General features: G+C 61.4%; 17 protein-coding genes and 1 pseudogene. 9 read left to right on the top strand and 9 right to left on the bottom strand.

The window, feature by feature from the left end; all coding sequences use genetic code 11:
* Positions 1 to 77 precede the first annotated feature (77 nt).
* From AC09SL_RS11650 to AC09SL_RS11630, 5 genes are read right to left on the bottom strand one after another with little or no spacing between them, the layout of a single operon-like run.
* Positions 78 to 890 (bottom strand): class I SAM-dependent methyltransferase, encoded by an 813-nt coding sequence (locus tag AC09SL_RS11650; RefSeq protein ID WP_058546465.1) that lies wholly within the window; start codon positions 888 to 890, stop codon positions 78 to 80.
* Positions 884 to 2,038, bottom strand: a complete 1,155-nt coding sequence (locus tag AC09SL_RS11645) for an acyltransferase family protein (protein ID WP_058546464.1) — start codon at positions 2,036 to 2,038, stop codon at positions 884 to 886. The genes AC09SL_RS11650 and AC09SL_RS11645 overlap by 7 nt, the downstream gene beginning before the upstream one ends.
* The gene (locus tag AC09SL_RS11640; RefSeq protein WP_058546463.1) at positions 2,035 to 2,907 is read right to left on the bottom strand and encodes a class I SAM-dependent methyltransferase; all 873 of its coding nucleotides are present in this window, start codon (positions 2,905 to 2,907) and stop codon (positions 2,035 to 2,037) included. Before AC09SL_RS11640 ends, AC09SL_RS11645 begins: the two co-directional genes overlap by 4 nt.
* Positions 2,904 to 4,196 carry a glycosyltransferase gene (locus AC09SL_RS11635; protein WP_058546462.1) on the bottom strand — a complete coding sequence of 431 codons (1,293 nt, stop codon included), beginning with the start codon at positions 4,194 to 4,196 and terminating at the stop codon, positions 2,904 to 2,906. Before AC09SL_RS11635 ends, AC09SL_RS11640 begins: the two co-directional genes overlap by 4 nt.
* Positions 4,190 to 5,833 (bottom strand): glycosyltransferase, encoded by a 1,644-nt coding sequence (locus tag AC09SL_RS11630; protein ID WP_058546461.1) that lies wholly within the window; start codon positions 5,831 to 5,833, stop codon positions 4,190 to 4,192. The genes AC09SL_RS11635 and AC09SL_RS11630 overlap by 7 nt, the downstream gene beginning before the upstream one ends.
* A gap of 425 nt (positions 5,834 to 6,258) precedes the next feature.
* Between AC09SL_RS11630 and AC09SL_RS11625 the strand changes: the two genes are divergently transcribed.
* The 8 genes from AC09SL_RS11625 to AC09SL_RS11590 are packed head-to-tail and all read left to right on the top strand — an operon-like array spanning position 6,259 to position 15,262.
* On the top strand, positions 6,259 to 7,173 hold the full coding sequence (locus tag AC09SL_RS11625) for a GDP-mannose 4,6-dehydratase (RefSeq protein ID WP_058546460.1): 915 nt from the start codon (positions 6,259 to 6,261) through the stop codon (positions 7,171 to 7,173).
* Positions 7,170 to 8,138: a GDP-mannose 4,6-dehydratase gene (gmd, locus tag AC09SL_RS11620; RefSeq protein WP_058546459.1), complete on the top strand. Its 969-nt coding sequence runs from the start codon at positions 7,170 to 7,172 to the stop codon at positions 8,136 to 8,138. The genes AC09SL_RS11625 and gmd overlap by 4 nt, the downstream gene beginning before the upstream one ends.
* A 3-nt stretch (positions 8,139 to 8,141) precedes the next feature.
* Positions 8,142 to 9,584 carry a mannose-1-phosphate guanylyltransferase/mannose-6-phosphate isomerase gene (locus tag AC09SL_RS11615; protein WP_058546458.1) on the top strand — a complete coding sequence of 481 codons (1,443 nt, stop codon included), beginning with the start codon at positions 8,142 to 8,144 and terminating at the stop codon, positions 9,582 to 9,584.
* Entirely contained in the window at positions 9,584 to 10,381 is a 798-nt protein-coding gene (locus tag AC09SL_RS11610) for an ABC transporter permease (protein ID WP_058546457.1), read from the top strand. Before AC09SL_RS11615 ends, AC09SL_RS11610 begins: the two co-directional genes overlap by 1 nt.
* Positions 10,381 to 11,646: an ABC transporter ATP-binding protein gene (locus AC09SL_RS11605; protein WP_058546456.1), complete on the top strand. Its 1,266-nt coding sequence runs from the start codon at positions 10,381 to 10,383 to the stop codon at positions 11,644 to 11,646. Before AC09SL_RS11610 ends, AC09SL_RS11605 begins: the two co-directional genes overlap by 1 nt.
* Positions 11,643 to 13,010, top strand: coding sequence for a glycosyltransferase family 4 protein (locus AC09SL_RS11600; protein ID WP_058546455.1), 1,368 nt, complete (start codon positions 11,643 to 11,645; stop codon positions 13,008 to 13,010). The genes AC09SL_RS11605 and AC09SL_RS11600 overlap by 4 nt, the downstream gene beginning before the upstream one ends.
* Positions 13,001 to 14,131, top strand: a complete 1,131-nt coding sequence (locus AC09SL_RS11595; protein ID WP_058546454.1) for a glycosyltransferase family 4 protein — start codon at positions 13,001 to 13,003, stop codon at positions 14,129 to 14,131. Before AC09SL_RS11600 ends, AC09SL_RS11595 begins: the two co-directional genes overlap by 10 nt.
* Complete coding sequence (locus AC09SL_RS11590) at positions 14,132 to 15,262, top strand: glycosyltransferase family 4 protein (RefSeq protein WP_058546453.1); 1,131 nt, start codon at positions 14,132 to 14,134, stop codon at positions 15,260 to 15,262.
* A 186-nt stretch (positions 15,263 to 15,448) separates the two neighbouring features.
* On the opposite strand, the gene AC09SL_RS11585 is transcribed toward AC09SL_RS11590, so the two are convergent.
* Positions 15,449 to 16,075 (bottom strand): glutathione S-transferase family protein, encoded by a 627-nt coding sequence (locus AC09SL_RS11585; RefSeq protein WP_064106856.1) that lies wholly within the window; start codon positions 16,073 to 16,075, stop codon positions 15,449 to 15,451.
* 125 nt (positions 16,076 to 16,200) lie between these two features.
* On the bottom strand, positions 16,201 to 17,103 hold the full coding sequence (locus AC09SL_RS11580; protein ID WP_058542445.1) for a LysR family transcriptional regulator: 903 nt from the start codon (positions 17,101 to 17,103) through the stop codon (positions 16,201 to 16,203).
* 335 nt (positions 17,104 to 17,438) lie between these two features.
* Between AC09SL_RS11580 and AC09SL_RS11575 the strand changes: the two genes are divergently transcribed.
* Positions 17,439 to 19,649: an LTA synthase family protein gene (locus tag AC09SL_RS11575; protein ID WP_081264423.1), complete on the top strand. Its 2,211-nt coding sequence runs from the start codon at positions 17,439 to 17,441 to the stop codon at positions 19,647 to 19,649.
* Positions 19,650 to 19,662: 13 nt separating this feature from the next.
* On the opposite strand, the pseudogene AC09SL_RS11570 reads toward AC09SL_RS11575, so the two are convergent.
* Positions 19,663 to 19,854 (bottom strand): annotated as a pseudogene (locus tag AC09SL_RS11570) (NUDIX hydrolase); the annotation flags it as partial.
* 11 nt (positions 19,855 to 19,865) lie between these two features.
* Positions 19,866 to 20,699 (bottom strand): ammonia-dependent NAD(+) synthetase, encoded by an 834-nt coding sequence (gene nadE, locus AC09SL_RS11565; RefSeq protein ID WP_058542447.1) that lies wholly within the window; start codon positions 20,697 to 20,699, stop codon positions 19,866 to 19,868.

The raw sequence follows: 20,699 nt of genomic DNA, 5'->3' as shown, positions 1-20,699 counted from the left end.
TTACCGCCCGCAAAAAATGTGCAGATTAACGCCGTGCACACATTTGTGGGAGCTTGCTCGCTGCCACTGACAGCCCATCAAGGCTTACGCGCAATAATCACCTGACTCTTGGCCACCACCGCGTCCAGCGCCTGCTTGATTTGCGCGCCGCGCGGTGAATTCAGCACGGCTTGCCAGGTATCGGCCCAATGATTGAGCAATGGGTGGTCGGGGTTGCTGAAATCGACCTTGGCCTCCCAGAACAACAGCATCCACAGCGACCAGTAAAAACCATATTGGCTGTGGCTCAACACCGTAAGCCCCGCATCGCTGACCATCGCCTTGAACTGCTCTTCGCTGATGATGCGAATGTGGTTGGGCTTGCGGAAGTACTCCGGCGCAGCGATGTCCTTCTGCAGGTCTTCGGAGCTGGGGTGCGGCACGCTCAACAGATACAGCGCACCGGGCTGGCCAACCCGTACCAGTTCGGCGAGGAACTGCGCCGGGTCGTCGACATGCTCGATGACTTCGGTGGAGACCACCCGCGTGGCCGTGGCATCGGCAATGGGCAGCGGGTTGCAGTCGGTCACGTGGCACTCGACTTCCCGCGCGGGAGTATCGCTCAGGCGTTGGCGAGTGGCCTCGACCTTGGCCGCGTCGATGTCGGCGATGATGATCTTCGCCCCACGCATCGCACAAAAATGCACGTTGCCGCCATCGCCGCAGCCCACGTCCAGAAGCGTATCCTCAGAGGTCACCGGGAAACCTGTGAACAGTTCGCCGGTTTGCTGGTTGAACCAGCCGCTGAGCACCGCATCGTGCAGCCCGAGCATATACGGGTCGACCTTGTCGGCGACCGGCTCAGCGGGCGCAGGCGTGCCCGTGGTGAGTTTCTTCAAAAGGCTCAGCATGACGGGGCTCCAGGGACAGGAAGGACGGTTCGGGCGGCGGCCAGGCGTTCAACCAGTTGAGCGCCACGATTGCGCATGGGCATTTCGACCCAGCGGTAGTTGAGTTCACTCAACAGCCCGATCAGCGACAAGGCACAGGCCAGGGCCAGCCAGGGGTGGCTTGCCGGGTCCGGCGAGCCCAAGGGTGCGAAACGAAACCACAACTCGCGCAACAGAAAAAACACCGGGATGTGGATCAGGTAGATTCCATAGGAGCGACTCCCCACCCAGGTCAACACTGTTTTAAACCGGCTGCGAGGGAACAGGTAATCCCGATCATACGAGGCCACCCAGACCAGCACGGCACTGAGCACTGCAATGACCCCGAGGCGGTAGAACGACAAATTGAAGTGCTCGGTCGCGATCCAGGCCATCACGCTGCCAAGGCCTACCACCAATAGCACACCCAAGGGCGGGCGGCGCAACCATGTGGGCTCGAAGCGCCAGTAGCTGGGCCGCAGACTCCAGATCGACAACAACACACCAAGCGCCAAGGCATCGGTGCGGATCACCGACAGCCACAGCGCCCGCCAAGTAAAGAACTGCACCAGCACCACCGCCAACAGCACCCACACCAGATAGCGGCGCGAGACGAACACCAGCAACGGCAGGATCAAATAGAACTGCTCTTCCAGGGAAAGCGTCCAGTACACGAAGCTTGCGCCGTATTCATAATGCATGAACGCATCGGCAAAACGCAGATTGGCGAACTGCAGAAAACCGGCCAGGGTCGCCTGCAGGTTGGCCTGCACGCTGCCGAACGCGCCGGAACGGTTCAGGAAGAACACCGCGAACAGCACCAGCAGCAGCCAGAGCCAGGCCGACGGCAACAGCCGAAACGCCCGGCGAATCCAGAATTCCCGAGTAACGGCCCAGAATTGCCGAGGGCTGTCGCAGCGACTCAATTGCGGGATCAGACTGCGTCCAATGACAAACCCGGATATCGCGAAGAACAGATCCACGCCCCACCACAATTGGAAACTCTCGGCCAGGGCTGCCAGGCGCGGCCATCCGCCAGGAAACGGCATGCCCTGCAGGTGATGAAACAGCACGCCCATCACCGCAACGGCACGCAGCAACTCGATGTCCATGATCCGCTTGCTGCTCATGGAGTGCTCCCGGAGAAAGGATCGGGTTTGCGGGCAATGATGACCTGACTCTTGGGCATGAACCGGTCGAGCACCTGCTTGATCGCCAAGCCGTCGGGTTGCGTCAGCAAATCCTGCCAGAGGCTCGCCCAGCGCTCCATCAACGGTGGATACGGCGCCTGGATGCGGTCGCGCACAGCACCCTCGAGATCCCGGCCCGCCGCCTGTTCGCTGGCCCAGAAAAAGATCATGCCCATGACCCAGAAAAACCCGCTGGCCTGGCGATGCTCGATCACCAGCCCGGCCTCCTCCACCAGCGCGGCAAATCGTTCGGCACTGAAAATCTGCACATGGTTGGGCGCTTGAAAGTAGCCCGACGGCGCGATGCCTTGCTGCAAATACTCACCCACCGATGCCGGCACGCTGAGCAAATACTGCGCCCCTGGCCGGCCCATGCGCACCAGTTCAGCCATGAACGGCTCTGGCTCATGGACATGCTCGAGCACTTCCATGCAGACGATCTTGTTCGCACAGCCATCGGCCAGGGGCAGCGGCAAGCTATTGCTGACCAGGCCCAAAAACGGTGCGGCGGTCTGCGCCTCGACCTGGCGAGCCAGATCGCGCACCTTGGCCTGTTCGCTGTCAGTGAAGATCACCGACGCCCCCTGGCGCATTGCAAACAGCGTCGCCACGCCTTCCCCGCACCCGACGTCCAGCAAGGTATCGTCAGCGGTGATGGCAAAGCCTTTGAGCAACTCGCCGGTTTCACTGCGAAACCAGCCGTCGAGCATCGCGTCGTAGAGGCCGGCATCACGGGGCGAAACGGACGCCGACGACGCAGGCGAAGGTTCCACTGCTGGCCTGAGCCCGGCAAGCCACCGCCGGATCATGGCTGCTGTGCGTTCCGGCGACGCTCGGATAGCTGTTCGAACAACGCCCGCAAATGCCGCTCGGCGTTGGCCTGGCTGCAGAACTTCTCCAGGCTGCGTACGGCATGGGCCGACATGCGGCGATAACGCTCGGGGTCGTTTTTTGCCACGTCATAACTGGCTCGATAGGCCGAGCACAGTGAGTCCCAGTCGGTGACATAACGCAGGGCCCGGTACGCGGCACGGGGGTCGTGGGGCCAGGCGGTCAATTCCTCGGTCGAATCCACCACGAACGCATTGTCGTGGTCGATGTAGTCGGCCATCGCCGTGTTCAGCGGCGCAATCGCCGGACGGCCGCAGGACATGAACTCCATCAACGGCAAGCACTGCCCTTCGCCATAGGAACTGTTGACCACATATCGGGTAGCTTCCACCAGCCGCTCGTAATCCGCATCCGCCAAGTAGCCATGTATCAGCACGATGCGGCAGCGGTACGAGTGGTTCTTGTAGACATGATGGAGCATGTCGGTGAGCGCGGCGGTGACATCGTGATGGGTCAGCTTAAGCACCAGGGTCGCGTCGGGAACGTCGCGGAACGTCGTGCAAAATGCGCTGATCATGTCCTTCCAGTTCTTGCGGCCGTCGTAAGGGTTGAACACGGAGGTATAGATCACGCCGTCCAGGAGCAACTCACAATCCTGGGCCGGGCCGTCCAGCACCAGCGGCGTACCGGCCTGATGCGCCGGCGGGCCATAAGGCCGCAGGTCGGTGGTGCGGCTGTCGATCAACAGGCCACGCAATTGCAAGCGCATGTGATCCACCGTCGGCCGCTGGGCCAGCACCGCGCCGCGTGCGGCAAAGCGGTCCCACACCGGCGCCGCAATAGCGGCGATGGGAAAATCCGCCCCCATCACTTCGCGGACGGTTTTAACGGTGAAGCTGGAGTGGGTAATCGCCATGCCGATTGCGCCCAGGACCACCCGCCAGTCATGCCGGGGCTCGCCCTGCCAGCTTTCGGTAGGAATGGTGCTGAATTCCCAAGCGAACACCGCAATTGTCGGGCAAGCGTAGTGGGCAGCGGTGCGATGAGGGGGGGAGAACGACAGAAACACGCAATCCTCGCCACGTCCCAGGCAATCGGCGTACAGCTGATCGACCTCGTCGTCAGGCCGAGTCACTTCGACGACCCGCCCCAACCGCTCCAGCACCGGGCGAAACTCCTTGAGCACGAAGTAATAGCTGTACTCGGGCTTGCCGAGGTTCTCCAGAATGTTGCTCTGGTTGGTTTCCGAATAAATGATGATCAACATGAGGCGGTACCTGCCTGGAGCACCAGCGGCAGCCCTTCGTCACAGCCGGGCGTAGCCAGGAAATCCATCAGGCGCTGCCGCACCGGGGCGAAGCCACAATAGCGGCGCATCCGCTCATTCGCGGCAACGGCCATGGCCTGGTAGGCCTGCGGCTGGTTTTTCGCCATGGTGTAGCTCTGCTGGTAGGCGAGTTTCAATGAGCCCCAATCGGGCCGATGGCGCAGGGTGCGATACAAGATGCGCGAGTCTTCCGGCCAGATGGTCGGTTCGCGGCTGGACTTGACGATGAAAGCCACGTCGGCATCGATGTAATCGCGCATCGCCGTGTGGTCCGGTGCGATGACGGGGCGGGCGCAGGACATGAACTCCATCAACGGCAGGCACAGGCCTTCGCAGCGGGACGCATTGACGTAGAAGCTCGCCGCGCCATACAGCCGGGCGAATTGTTCGTCCTCCAGGTAACCGTGCATCACCACCACGCGGCAACTGAACGGCGATAGTTGGGACAGCAGCGTCAGCAGCTCGACGTAATAGGTCGACAGGTCATTCTGGGTCATTTTCAGCACCAGCGTGGCGTCCTCGACGTCGCGCAGGGCCCAACAGAATGCGGTGATCAAGTGATGCCAGTTCTTGCGACCGTCATCGGGGTTGAACACGCTGACGTACACCACCCCACTGACGTCGGTCTCCACCACCTGGCTGGTGTCCGGCAGGAGGGCCTGGGGATGTTCCGGTGGCGCGGGCTCTGGAATGGGTGCAGGAACAGGCTCTGGAACGGTCTCGACGATCACCGGCGGCGGTGCCGGTCCCCTCAGGATCCTGCTGACCGCAACGCGTATCGGCACCGGTATCAAGTCGCGAACCGCTTCGCGATACAAGTACAACAGGTTGTGCTTGAACAGCCACACAGGGCCCTGTTCGGTCTTGCCAGTAAACGCGCGAATCATTTCACGCAGGTAATGGCGGGAAATGAATGCCCGCCGCCGCCAAGTCAGGGGCGGCGGCTCGATGATGGGTTCCGGTTCTGGTTCGGGCGCAGGTTCTGGCTCCGGCGCCTCTTCGATGATCGGCGCGATCAAGCCGTCCGCCGAAAGTCCGAGGGGCCGGCTATCGATGATGCAACCTTTGATCTGCAAGGTCGTTCCCGGGTTGACCGGCAGGCTTGGGTATTGTTCGCGAACCGCCGCGAAACGCTCCCACAGCGGCGTGGGCAACACCAACACCGGGAAGTCCTCGCCCAAGGTCCGACGGATCGCCTCGGCCGTGTGGCTGGACAGGGTAATCACCCGGCCGTGACGGGCCAGCGTGCGACTCCAGTCATGCCGCAGGTCATCATCCCAATGTTCGGCCGGGATCGAATCGAACTCCCAGGCCACCACGCACACCATCGGACAAAGCAGGTCGAGCGGCGTCTTGTGCGGAGGTGAAAACGAAAGGAACAGGCAGTCCTGCCCGGCCTGCTGCAATGTTTGATAAAGCGGATCGACCTCGGCGACCGACGACACCACATGCACCGGCCCCAGGTTTTCCAGCACGGGACGATAAGCCTTGAGCACGAAGTAATAGCTGTACTCAGGGCGACCGAGGCTCTGGCTGATGGAGTGATCGTTTACGTCCGAGTAAAGAATGAAATTCATGGCATCCCATCATGGCGCCGCCATCCCGGCAGCCCCACTTCATGACGGTCGATTCACGCATCGAGCCGGCCCGGGGCCGCCACGCGTCGTTCGTCTTGCTACCCGTCTCGTTCTTGTTTTTTTGTGGTCCGGCCCCTGCGGTTGGAGACGAAAATCGGCGCCAGAGGCATCGTGACGAGGGGCATTCTAAACACATCCACCAAGGGTTCGTGAACCGCTCGGCGCGAATAAACCCGCTATAAATATGAGAACTGACCGGTCACGGTTTGCGCTGTTGAAATTGCGTTGAAATTGGCACAGATTGGCAACCAAACAATTACAACAAATGCTTCTCTAGACTGATCATTGAGTGACTTTTCCCCGATCTTACGGAAATTTCCCACTCAGTTCGCGATAGACGAAGCAACCGTCAAGGAGACTGGTGCTTGAAAAAACGTCTGTTCGTTACAGGCCTCAGCGGTTTCGTTGGACGTCACCTCAAATCTCGACTGATCGGTCATGATTCGGCGTGGCAAGTCATGCCTGTCGCTGCCCGCTACGACCTGACGGACGCCAAGACCCTGGAAGGCCTCTGGCCCGAGATTCCCGACGCCGTGATCCACCTGGCGGGCCAGACCTTTGTCCCTGAAGCCTTCCGCGATCCGGCGCGCACCCTGCACATCAACCTGCTGGGCACCTTGAACCTGCTCCAGGCCCTCAAGGCCCGGGGTTTCACCGGCACATTCCTGTACGTCAGCTCCGGTGATGTCTATGGCCAGGTCAGCGAAGACCGATTGCCGATTACCGAACTGCAACTGCCCTCCCCGCGCAACCCGTATGCCGTAAGCAAGCTGTCGGCCGAACTGCTGAGCTTGCAATGGGGCATGAGCGAGGGGTGGCCGGTGCTGGTGGCCCGCCCGTTCAATCACATCGGTCCCGGGCAGAAGGACAGCTTCGTCATCGCCAGCGCCGCCCGGCAAATCAGCCGGATCAAACTGGGCCTGCAACCGGCCCGGTTGCAAGTGGGCGATATCGATGTGACGCGCGACTTCCTCGATGTCGACGACGTGATTTCGGCCTACCTGGCCCTGCTGGACAAAGGCACCCCGGGGCAGATCTACAACATCTGCTCGGGTCGCGAGCAGAGCATTCGCAGCCTGATCGAACAACTGGGCGATAACGCCCAGGTCGACGTGCAACTGATCCAGGATCCTGCGCGTCTTCGCCGCGCAGAACAGCGTCGTGTCTGTGGTAGCCCAGCCAAGCTACGACAGGCCACCGGATGGACGCCTGAAACAACAACACAACAATCCTTGCGGGCGATCCTGTCCGACTGGGAGATACGGGTACAACAAGAATGAAAAGTGCATTGATCACAGGGATAACCGGCCAGGACGGCGCGTATCTGGCCAAGTTGCTGCTCGACAAGGGTTACAAAGTCCACGGCCTGGTGGCGCGACGCAGCAGCGACTCGCGCTGGCGACTGCGAGAGATGGGCATCGAACAGGACATCGTTTACCTGGACGGTGACATGGCCGACGCCTGCTCGGTGCAACGGGCGGTGATCAAGTCGGCGCCGGACGAGGTGTATAACCTGGCCGCGCAAAGTTTCGTCGCGGCCTCCTGGGATCAGCCGGTGACCACTGGCATCGTCGACGGGCTGGGGGTCACCCACCTGCTCGAAGCCATTCGCCAGTTCAGCCCGCATACCCGCTTCTACCAGGCGTCCACCAGCGAAATGTTCGGTCTGATCCAGGCCGAAAAACAGGACGAGCACACCCCGTTTTACCCACGCAGCCCCTATGGCGTGGCAAAACTGTACGGCCATTGGATCACCGTCAACTACCGGGAAAGCTTCGGCCTGCATGCCAGCAGCGGCATTCTGTTCAACCACGAATCGCCACTGCGTGGCATCGAGTTCGTGACCCGCAAGGTCACCGATGCCGCTGCGCGCATCAAGCAAGGCAAGCAACAGGAGTTGCGCCTAGGCAATATCGACGCAAAACGCGACTGGGGCTTTGCCGGCGATTACGTCGAGGCCATGTGGCTGATGTTGCAACAGGACACCCCAGACGATTACGTGGTGGCCACGGGTGTCACCACCACTGTGCGCGAGATGTGCAGGGTTGCCTTCGAACACGTGGGCCTGGACTACCGTGACTTCGTCAAGATCGACCCGGCGTTTTTCCGTCCGGCCGAAGTCGATGTGTTGCTCGGTAACCCGGCCAAAGCACAACGCGTCCTGGGCTGGAAGCCCCGGACCGACCTCGACACCCTGATCCGCATGATGATGGATGCGGACATGAAACGCGTCGCCAAGGAGTAGGCCATGCTCATTCCCGTGATTCTTTCCGGCGGTGCCGGGACGAGGTTGTGGCCGGTATCCCGCGAGGGTCATCCCAAGCCCTTCATGCTCTTGCCCGACGGCCAGTCGCTGCTGGGCAAGACCTATCGGCGCGCCGCGGGATTGTTCGACGGCCGGGGCGACATCGTCACCGTCACCAATCGCGAGTACTACTTCCAGAGCCGCGACCACTACCAAGGCGCCCATCTGGAGCGTTATCGCGCTCACTTCGTACTCGAACCGACGGGCCGCAACACCGCGCCGGCCATCGCCACGGCCACCCTCGCGGTACAGGCCCTGCACGGGGACGACGCGATCCTGGTGGTCATGCCTGCCGACCATCTGATCCAGGACGAGGCCGCTTTCCAGGCATCCGTGGCGCACGCCGTGGAACTGGCCAAAAACGGCCACCTGGTGACCTTCGGCGTACTGCCCTCGGCGCCAGAAACCGGCTTCGGCTATATCGAACGGGGCCAGCCCCTGGACACCAAGGGCGCGGCCAAAGTCGTGCGCTTCGTCGAAAAGCCCGACCTGCAGACCGCCACGCAGTATCTGGAAAGCGGCCGTTTCCTGTGGAATTCGGGGATGTTCTGCTTCTCGGTCAAGGCCCTGCTGGCGGAGCTGCAAACCCACGCCCCCGAGCTGCTGGACCAGGCGCGCGCCTGTGTCACGGCCAGTACCGCAGTGGAAACCTCAGGGTGTGTGCAGCAGGAATTGTCCGCGGCGCACTTCGCCGAAATGCCGGACATTTCCATCGACTATGCCCTGATGGAACGCTCCGCCAATGTCGTGGTGATCCCGGCCGCATTCGACTGGAGCGATATCGGCTCCTGGAGCGCCATCGCCGACCTGGTACCCGCCGACACGCAGAACAACCGTGCGACCGGTGAAGCCCTGTTTATCGACAGCCAGAACAACTTCGTCCAGAGCGACGGCCGCCTGGTGGCCGCCCTGGGCGTGGAAAACCTGATCATCATCGACACTGCCGACGCCGTGCTGGTGGCCCATGCCGACCGTGCCCAGGATGTGCGCCGCGTTGCCCGGCAACTCAAGGACAAGGAACACGAAGCCTATCGCCTGCACCGTACGGTCAGCCGTCCATGGGGCAGTTATACCGTGCTCGAAGAGGGCCCACGCTTCAAGATCAAGCGCATCGTGGTCAAGCCTGGCGCATCGCTGTCGCTGCAAATGCACCACCATCGCAACGAACACTGGGTGGTGGTCGAAGGCATGGCCAAGGTCACCAACAACGGCTCGGGTTCGCACCTGGTCGCCAAGAACGAATCGACTTTTATCCCCGCCGGCCACAAGCACCGCCTGGAAAATCCCGGCGTGATCGATCTGGTAATCATCGAAGTGCAAAGCGGCGAATACCTGGGGGAAGACGACATCGTCCGTTTCGAAGACCACTATGGCAGGGCCGTCTGATGCTGCTGGCCTTGCAACGCACGCTGTGGAGCTACCGTGGCTTCATCCTTGGCAGCGTCAAGCGCGAGTTCCAGGCGCGGTATCGCAACTCGTTGTTCGGCGCGTTGTGGACGGTGCTCAACCCGCTGTCGATGATCCTTGTCTACACGGTGATTTTTTCCCACATCATGCGTGCCCGCCTGCCCGGCGTCGAAGATGGCATGGCCTACAGCGTCTATCTCTGCGCCGGTCTGCTGACCTGGGGCCTGTTCGCGGAAATCACCACCCGCAGCCAGGGCATGTTCCTGGAAAACGCTAACCTGCTGAAAAAGATCAGCTTCCCTCGGATCTGCCTGCCGGTGATCGTGTTGTTCAACGCCGGGATCAACTTCGCGATCATCCTCGGGCTGTTTCTCGGTTTCCTGCTGCTCACCGGGCGCTGGCCGGGCATGGCTTTGCTGGCCCTGGTTCCATTGCTGGCCCTGCAAGTGATGTTCGCCGCCGGGCTGGGCATGCTGCTGGGGATCCTCAATGTGTTTTTCCGTGATGTCGGGCAGTTGTTCGGTATTTGCCTGCAATTCTGGTTCTGGCTCACGCCGATCGTTTACCCGATGACAATCCTGCCGCCGCCGATCCAGCAACTGCTCGCCTTCAATCCCATGACCGCCCTGATGCAGAGCTACCAGAACCTGTTTCTCTACAACCAATGGCCGGTCTGGAGCTCGCTGGTGCCATTGCTGGTGGTCGGCCTGCTGTTATGCACCTTGGGCTTGCGCATGTTTCGTCGGCGCGGCGGTGAAATGGTGGACGAACTCTGATGGGACATTTGCGCGTCAGTGGCCTGGGCAAGGCCTACAAGCAGTATCCGAACCGCTGGAGCCGGCTGTTCGAATGGTTGATCCCCTTTTCTCGCCAGCGCCATCAGTTGCACTGGATACTGCAGGGTGTGGATTTCGAGATCCAGCCCGGGGAAGCGGTCGGCATCGTCGGGGTCAACGGTGCCGGCAAAAGCACGTTGCTCAAGATGATCACCGGCACCACCCAACCCACCTGCGGCCACATCCAGTTGCAAGGCCGCGTCGCCGCCTTGCTGGAATTGGGCATGGGCTTTCATCCGGACTTCACCGGTCGCCAGAACGCGTTCATGGCCGGTCAGTTGCTGGGCATGCAGGTGGAAGAAATCGAAGCCTTGATGCCCCAGATCGAGGGGTTCGCCGAAATCGGCGAGGCCATCGACCAGCCGGTACGCACCTATTCCAGCGGCATGCAGATGCGCCTGGCCTTCAGCGTCGCCACCGCCCGGCGTCCGGACATCCTGATCGTCGACGAGGCGCTGTCGGTGGGCGACGCCTACTTTCAGCACAAGAGCTTCGAGCGCATCCGCAGCTTCCGCAAGTCCGGCACCACGCTGCTGATCGTGTCCCATGATCGCTCGGCGATCCAGTCGATCTGCGACACCGCCATCCTGCTGGAGCATGGGCGCATGGCTATGCGCGGCAAGCCCGAAGAAGTGATGGATTACTACAACGCGATGCTGGCCCAGCGCGAGGGCCAGGTGGTCCGCCAGGAGATGCTCGCCAACGGCCAGGTGCGCACGATTTCCGGCACCGGCGAAGCAGGCATCATCGATGTACAACTGCTCAACAGTCAGGGGCAGTCGGTGGAAGTGGTCGAGATCGGCCAGCCGATGGTGTTGCAAGTGCGGGTTGAAATCCGCCAGGACATCGAGCGGCTGGTACTGGGCTTCCTGATCAAGGACCGTCTTGGCCAGCCCATGTACGGCATCAATACTCATCGCCAGGATAAAGCCGTGACCGACCTCAAGGCCGGCGAACGGATCACCTTCCGCTTCAGTTTCGACATGCGCCTGGGCAAGGGCAATTACTCCGTCGCGCTCAGCCTGTCGCGGCTGGATTCGCACCTGGACCGTAATTTCGAATGGCGCGACTACGGGCTGGTGTTTCACGTGATCAATAATCGCCAGGAAGATTTCGTCGGCTGTTCCTGGCTCCAGGCCGAGACCTGCATCCAGCGCTCGAGCCAGCCTGTCGTCGAAGGGTTGCCGCAAAAGGAGTTGCCATGAGCCGTCTGTTGGTGGAATGCACCTATGTCTATGAAAACCCGAAGGCCAACTCCGGGATCCAGAGAGTCGTACGTAATGTTATCCGAGAGCTGCCGGCCAAGGACCCGGAGCGCGAGTGCATTGCCGTCGCGATGTTGCAAGGCAAGCTTTATGAGGTAAAAAGCCTGGCACCTGCGCTCAAGAAAGCATGGGACCTGGTCAGCCTGCGCGCATGGCTGGAACAAACGGCCAATCTGTTCTGGCTCAGGTATCGGACGCTGGAATCGCGACGCCCCTTCAGCCAATCGGTCTGGGCTCGCCGGCTGTTGTACATCGGCTGTCGGCTGTTCGTGTTTGGCTGCCTGAGCATCCCGATTCGTCTGCTCAACCTGCTTCTCAGACGCCGGCAAGTCCCGGCGCGCATCGTGCCGCTGGAACACCGGGCCGGTGACCAACTGGTGTTACTGGACTCCTCCTGGCACGCGGACTTCTTTCCCTTGGCCGAACAGCTCAAGCGTGACGGCGTCGGGATCATCTCGGTCGTCTACGACCTGATTCCCCTGACCCATCCACAATTCTGCGACGCCGGGCTGGTCAAGGTGTTCAACCGATGGTTCGATTGGATTGCCCGCACCGCCGACGGCTACATTGCCATCTCCACGACCATCCGGGACCAGCTTCGCCAGGAAATGGTCCGGCGCATTGGCGAGCAGCAGGTACAAGGACGCTGGTTCGACTATTTCCATTTGGGCAGCGAGCTGGACCTGATTGATGCCACCCACGTCGTCGATCCGAATCTGCAGCGGCTGTTCAAGCGCTCCGAACCGGTGTTCCTGATGGTCAGCACCATCGAGCCGCGCAAAAACCATGTTTACTTGCTCGATGCATTCGAGCGAGCGTGGGCCGCAGGTTCCCAGGCGCGGCTGTGCATCGTCGGGAAGATCGGTTGGAAGTGCGAGGCTTTGATCGAACGTATCCGGCGTCATCCACAACTCAACAGCCGTTTATTCATGTTCAACAACCTCTCGGACCAAAGCCTGGAACACGCCTATCGACACGCCACCGCGCTGGTATTCCCGTCCTATGTGGAAGGTTTCGGCCTGCCGCTGGTGGAAGCCATGCAGCGCGGCTTGCCGGCAATGGGCAGCGACATTGAAGTGTTTCGGGAAATCGGCGGTGATTTCATGGCCTATTTCGATCTCGACGAACCCCAAAGCCTGGCGAACCTGGTCACCGACATGGAACACACCGGCGTATTCCCGGCCAAGCGCAATCTGGATCAATGGCAATGGCTGAGCTGGCGCGAGGCCAGTGCGCAACTGGTCGAACGGATCGAGGCCCACGTTAACGAAGTCATCGTCGACCGGGAAACAGCATGCGGATAGCCCTCAACGCGCGCATCCTCCAGGCGCCACGCACCGGCATCGGCCACTACGTAGCGGAACTGGCTACTGCCTTGGCCCGGGAGCCGGACATAAAGCTGTCACTGTTCCATGGCTGGGGCTGGAGCTCGCAGTTGCCGCAAGCAGCCAAGCCTGGCTATTCAACGCTAAGCCCCTTGCTGCGGCGAGTTCCGGGCGCCTATCAGGCGCGACGCTGGCTGGAACAGAAGCGCTTCGACCAAGGCCGTTCAAAGGCTATCGACCTTTATCACGAACCCAGCCTTTGGCCGCTGGCCTTCGAAGGGCCGACGGTAATAACCCTTCATGACCTCACTCACCTGCGCTACCCAGAGACGCAACCACCGGCACGCCTGAAGGAAATCGAGCGACGTCTCGGCCGCGCGGTGGAACAGGCACAGCTGATTCTGACCGACTCGCAGTTCATCGCCGATGAAGCCCAACAGTATTTCGGCCTCCCCGCCGAGCGCCTGCGGGTCGCTCCGTTGGGGGTATCGGCGCGTTTCCACCCGCGCGAACCCGCAGCCATCGACGCCGTGCTCAAAGCCCATGGCCTGGAGGCGGGTCGTTATTTCCTGTGTGTCGGCACCCTGGAACCGCGCAAGAACCTGTCCCTGGCCCTGCGCGCCCATGCCGGACTTCCTGAATCCGTACGTCAGACATTTCCTTTGTTCATCGTAGGAATGAGCGGATGGCAACAGGCACAGCTCAATGATGAGTTGAAAGACGCCCTGGCTGGCGGTCATGTTTGTCTGGCGGGTTATCTACCCGACGAACAGGTCGCCCAACTGTTGGCGGGGGCACGGGCACTGATTTTCCCGTCTTATTACGAAGGCTTTGGCTTGCCGGTGCTTGAAGCCATGGCCAGCGGCACACCGGTGATTACCACCCGTTGCTCGGCGATGCCTGAGGTGGCAGGACCGGCCGGCAATTATTGCGAGCCGGACGATGCCCAAGGCATGCGCGAAGCCATGGATCGGTTGTTGGAAGATCACCCGCACTGGCACGCATGTCGCGAGGCGGGGTTGCAACAAGCGGCGCTTTTTTCCTGGGAACGCTGTGCGAAGGTCACCGCCCAAGCGTATCGCCAGGTCTTGGGAGGTTGAATGCGAGTCCTGCACTTTTACAAAACCTATTTGCCAGACTCCATGGGCGGCATCGAACAGGTCATTTTCCAGCTGTGCGACAGCACTGACCGGTTAAGTATCGATAACACCGTGCTGGCCCTGAGCAGGCAGCCAGCGCCCGAACCGATCAAGATTCGACAACATGTCGTTCATCAGGCGCGAATGGATTTCCAACTGGCGTCCACCGGCTTCTCCTACAGTGTGTTCAAGAAATTCCGTGAGCTGGCCGCCGAAGCGGACGTGATCAACTACCACTTCCCCTGGCCGTTCATGGACCTGGTGCATTTTTTCACCTCCGTGAAAAAACCCTACGTCGTAACCTACCACTCGGACATCGTTCGCCAGCGGCACCTGCTCAGGCTCTATCGCCCCCTGATGCGACGCTTTCTGGACGGCGCCGAGCGCATCGTCGCGGCGTCGCCGAACTATGTTCATACCAGCGATGTGCTCAAGGAATACCCCGCCAAGACCCGAATCATCACCTACGGCCTGAACAAGACCAGTTATCCACAGCCTGATGCCGCGCGCATGGCAGGGTGGAAGGCAGAACTGGGCGAGCGTTTCTTTTTGTTCGTGGGGGTGATGCGTTACTACAAAGGCCTGCACATTCTGCTCGACGCTCTCAAAGGCGTGGACTACCCCGTGGTCATCGTGGGCGCCGGCCCGCTGGAAAAACAACTGCACGCCCAGGCAGCGGCATTAGGCCTGCGCAACCTGCATTTCCTCGGGCGCCTGGGGGATGAAGACAAGGTCGCGCTGCTGGAACTGAGTTATGCCATCGTATTCCCTTCGCACTTGCGCTCCGAAGCCTTTGGTATCTCCCTGCTCGAAGGCGCGATGTTCGGCAAGCCGATGATCTCCAGCGAAATCGGCACCGGCACCAGCTACATCAACATCCATGACGAAACCGGCCTGGTGGTGCCACCGAGCGATCCCGAAGCTTTCCGCGAGGCGATGCGCACCCTGTGGGACAACCCGGCCCAGGCCCAGGCGATGGGTGCCAGGGCCGAAGCCCGTTACCGACAGTTGTTCACGTCTGAAGAAATGGGCCACAAGTGGGTGCGGCTATACGAGGAACTGCTGGAGGAAAAGGTGCTTTCCTACGCCTGATCTCAGTGAAAAGGGAACCTGCTCCCACCGAGCCTGTAGGATCTGAGTAGGAGCTGTCGAGTGCAACGAGGCTGCGATCTTTCCCCAAACACTTGAATCTTGAGCGAAAAGATCAAAATCAAAATCGCAGCCTCCGGCAGCTCCTACAGTGCAACCCAGCGAGAGCAGCTACCTCGATTCAACTGCTCATGAATACCTTTGCAACCCGACAACCGTACGCGGCATGCCCACGAACCCGGGCAAGGCTTCGATCCGCGCCAGCCAGGCCCGCACATTGGCATAGTCCTCCAATGACACATTGCCTTCCGGTGCGTGGGCGATGTAGCTGTAGCCAGCGATGTCCGCGATGGTCGCAGTGTCACCCGCCAGATAAGCGCGGCTGCTCAATTCTTGATCAATGACTTTCAGCACGTTGTGGGAACGGGCAATTACGTCCTCGGCGTTGTAGGCTGCGCCAAACACCGTGATCAGCCGTGCCGTGGCCGGGCCGGCATGAATCGGGCCGGCCGCCGCCGACAACCAGCGCTGCACCCGGGCGGCGCCGACTGGGTCGGTCGGCAGCCAGCGGCCCTTGCCATATTTGTGCGCCAGGTACACCAGGATCGCGTTGGAGTCCGCCAGCACCACGCCGTCATCGTCAATGACCGGCACCTGGCCAAACGCATTGAGCGCCAGGAAATCCGCCTGTTTGTGCGCGCCCTTGGCCAAGTCGACGAAGACCTCTTCGACAGGCAGCCCGAGCAACGAAAGCATCAGTTGAACGCGATGGGAATGGCCGGAAAGCGGGAAGTGATAGTGCTTGATAGGGTTCATGGTCGACTCCGCTGCAAGTGACGCCATCAGCACAACGGCGTCGATGGGGTCATCTTCCGCTCCAGGCAAAAACAAGAGAATCACCCAGATATGCAATCCATTGTTTCAGCCTGAGAAACAATGCTTCAACCGCTCAAGGCCGGATGTTCGCGCAGTGCACTGACGACGAAATCGACAAAACTGCGCACCCGCGCCGGCGCATTGCGCCCGCCCTGGTACACCACATGGATCGGCAGAGGCGGCAATTCGAAATCGGCCAGGACGATTTCCAGTTCCCCAGCCGCCACGTTGCCTGCCACTTGGTAAGACAGGACCCGCGTCATCCCCAATCCCTGACAGGCGGCCGTGATCGCGGCCTGGTTGGCTGTCACCACCAGCCGAGGCACGGGCCGGACGGTCAACGGCTGGCCTGAATCGATGAAGGTCCAGCTTTTGACCTGACCGATGGCCGATGACGCCACCACCGGCATTCGCTCCAAATCCTCCGGATGCCGGGGTCGCCCGTGACGGGAGAAGAAATCAGGGGCGCCGCACACCACCCGTCGCACTTCACCGACACGCACGGCATGCAGATTGCTGTCCGGCAGCTCGCCAATGCGCAGGGCAACGTCGATGCCCTCCTCCACCAGGCTGACCGTGCGGTCCAACAACAAGGCGTTAATGCTGACCTCGGGGAACTGGTGCAAGTAATCCACCAGCAGCGGCGTGACGAACAACTGACCGAACAGCACTGGCGCGGTAATCGTCAACTGCCCACGGGGCTGGACATGGCTGCCGGCCGCCGAATCCTCGGCTTCCTGCAGATCGCTCAGGATCCGCCGACAGTCCTCGAGAAAACGCTGGCCGGCCTCGCTCAAGTACACATTGCGGGTGGTGCGCACCAGCAATGGCGTGCCGATCCGTTGCTCCAACGCCGCCACCGCCCGCGTCACGCTGGCCGCCGACAACCCCAGGCGCCGCGCCGCCGCCGAAAACCCCGATGCCTGGGCCACGGCAAGGAAAACCTGCATTTCCTGGAACCTGTCCATCCATCCCCCGATGAGAAATCCTGATACAAGTTTTCTGCGCGTCTCAAAGCAGCGCTACGCGGCCATTGTAGAGGCCTGGGCCAGTGAACCACAGCGTAGCGCAGCCAGACACCGGGACATTGGCTCGGCCAGGCGCGAATACCCTTGATACCATCCCGCCCATCATGACAATTTCATGACCGAATGAAGAACCCTCTGTGGGAGCGAGCTTGCTCGCGATAGCGGTGTATCAGTCCATATGGCGTGCGACTGACTGACGCTATCGCGAGCAAGCTCGCTCCCACAGGGTAGGTGTGTTGTTCAATGGATTGGCTTCAACGAAAGGCCTGCTTTTTGTGAATTTTCTTCGTCGCGCTTCAGCCCACCCCCGCGCCACCCTCATCGCCCTGATTGGCTGCGTACTACTCGTCCCCATGGGCCTGCGTCTCGCCCTGGGCTGGTCCGACCCACTGGGCTATCTCTCGGACCTGGGTATCGGCGGGTTGCTGATCGTGCTGCTCCATCGCCGCCCCGGGTGGTTGGCTTTCCCGGTATTGCTGGCTTGGAGCGCGTTGACGCTGGCCAGCACCGAGCTGGTCAGCGCAGTCGGGCGGATGCCCAACCCTTCGGACATTCATTACCTGACCGACCCGCAGTTCGTTGAAAATTCCACCAGCGGCGGCTTCGCCCATCCCTGGCTGGCCGCAGTCCAGTTGGCCGCCCTGGCGCTCTGGCTGGTGACCCAGTGGACCAGCCGCCCACGCCAGGCGCCACGCTTGCCTCGCCACGCCTGGGCCGTGCCCGTTGTGCTCCTGCTGAGCCATGGCGCGCTGCAAACCTGGCGCCCGAGCGAGGCGGACCAATGGAACGTATTCAACCTGCCTCACCAACTCGTCACGGCGGGTATCGCCGCCGGGCAGGACCACGCCCGACAATGGCTCGACGGCGATACGGTGGACCCAGCCCCGTCGATGGAGGGGCTGACCCGCCTGGATCTCGATGGCAACAGATTGCTGGCCGAACCGGGGCGTGCGCGCAACGTCCTGATCATCGCCCTAGAGGGCATTCCCGGCGCCTACGTGGGCGCCAACCGCCAGGCCTTGAAAAGCAGCTACCAGGAAAACCTGATGCCGCACCTCAGTGCCTGGGCCGAGCGCGGCATGAACACACCCGATTACGTCCTGCACAGCCACCAGACCATCCGCGGCCTCTACGCGATGCTGTGTGGCGACTACGACAAGCTCGACAACGGCACGCCCAAAGGCGTCGAAATACTCAACCAGACCCAGCGCAACCAGGCCTGCCTGCCGGCTCAACTGCGCCAGAACGGCTTTTCCACGCACTTCCTGCAGGGCGCCGGCCTGCGGTTCATGGCCAAGGACCGGATCATGCCGCACATCGGCTTCGACACGACCCTGGGCATGGAGTGGTTCACTCGCCCCGCCTACCTGGAATTCCCTTGGGGCAAGGACGACAAGACCTTCTTCGAAGGCGCGCTGGACTACGTCGGGCAACTGCAGCAGGCGGACAAACCCTGGATGCTGACCCTGCTGACCGTCGGCACGCACCAACCCTACTCGGCCCCGGATGACTACCTGCAACGCTACGACACCGCCAAGCAGGCGGCCGTGGGTTACCTGGACGACGCCTTGGAGAACTTCCTCGCGGGCCTGGAACGCCAGGGCATCCTGGACAACACCCTGGTGGTCATCACCTCGGACGAATCCCATGGCATCGACGACGTGCGGCTGGCCTCGTCCTGGGGATTCAACCTGACGCTGGCGCCGGAGCCGTTGCCCCGGATCAAGTCAGGCACCTACGGCCACGTCGACCTGACCGCCTCAATCCTCGATTACTTCGGCTTTACGGTGCCCACGTCGTTGTCCGGCCGCTCGATGTTCAGGGATTACCCGACGGGCCGGGAAATCATGTCGTTCACCAACGGCCAGCTGCGCTACCACGACGGCAAGGGCACCTTTACCGAGTGCGACTTCCTCCAGCATTGCCGCTATTACACCAGCGCAGGCTTCATCGCCGACCGCGCCACCTATGGCGGGCAATACAGCGGCCGGCGCGCCAGGCTGATCGGCGCCCGGGCCACGGCCCTGGACCAGACCCTGTTGCGCACGCCCTTGAACCAGCAATACCAGTTTGGCAGCGCGGATAAAATCCCGCTGCCGGCCCAGGTCACCAACGACTGGACCGACAACCTGATCGGTGCCCAATACCTGGAAATGCCCAAGGGCTCACAGACCCGCGTCAGCCTGACCATCCGCGCCGTGGATGAGCATGCCGCCTACATTTCCCTCAAGGCCAAGGAGTTCGAGCAGGATGTGCCGATGGACCTGCCGACAGACGTGGCGGTAACACCCGACCAGCCGCTGGTGATGAACATCCGTTTCGAAAACCCGCAGCAGCGCAAGGCGTTTTCCTTCCATTTGCTCGGTCATGGCGTCGGCGCCATCGAGATCAGCGACTTCAGCGTCGTGACCGAACTGCCGGAACCGGCAGACCAGCCGCAATACCTGGACGATATACAGGAAGACAGCGAGGCCCAATCCAGCTGAGCGAAAAACGCGGCTAATCCAGCAACCGATGCAGCTTGGCGTACTGCAACAGCGTGATGGTCTTGCCGTCGCAAATCTCCCCGGTCTCGATCATGCCCAAGGCCTGGTCGAGGGGCAGCTCCAGCACTTCGATCTCTTCGCCCTCGGCTTCCAGGCCACCGCCTTCGTGCTGCTTGTCTTCGTCGAAGTATTCGCCGACGAAAAATGCACCCGCTATTACAACGATACCGGAACGCGGGGCAAGGCTCGTTTGTGGGCCGTCTTGAGGTAGGCGCGTTCAATGATCTGTCGCGCTTGCGGCGACACCTCTTCGCCCATCAGATACCCATCGATTTCCTCGTAGCTGCAGCCATACGCCGCTTCATCCAGCTTACCGGGTACCAGGTCTTCCAAATCAGCGGTCGGAGCCTTGTGCACCAGATAGCCGGGGGCGCCCATCGCATCGGCCAATGATCTCACCTGAGTCTTCGTCAACCCGGACAGCGGGGCCAGGTCGCACGCGCCGTCGCCGAACTTGGTGAAAAACCCCATCACCGCCTCCGCCCCATGATCGGTGCCAACCACCAACCCGTCGCTCAGATTGGCAATGGCGTATTGCGCCAGCATCCGTGCCCGGGCCTTGGCGTTGCCTTTGGCGAAGTCGATGAGCTCGGCGCCAGGCTGCAAACCATCGATTGCGATTTGGCTCATCAACCCGTCAACACAAGCGGCGATGTTGCTGGTGGTGATCGAGTCCGGCCGGATGAAGTCCAGGCAAGCCTGGGCGTCTGGCTCGTCGGCCTGGGCCTTGTAGGGCAACCGGACGGCGATAAAACGCGCCGCGTAGTCTTCATCCCGCAATTGCTCCACTGCCAACTGGCATAGGCGGCCGGCGGTAAGAGAATCGACGCCGCCACTGATCCCCAGTACCAGGGACTGGCAGCCCGACTCGCGCAAGATCTGCTTGATGAATTCGATGCGGCGGGCAATCTCGCTTGCTTCGCCACCCCGTGTGAGTTGACGGTCGATGCCCAGCTCCCGGGCAATGCGTTCTTGCACGAGCGTAGTCAT

The organism is Pseudomonas sp. PF05, from assembly GCF_056521845.1.
This window is presented reverse-complemented; position numbering and strand designations above follow the sequence as displayed.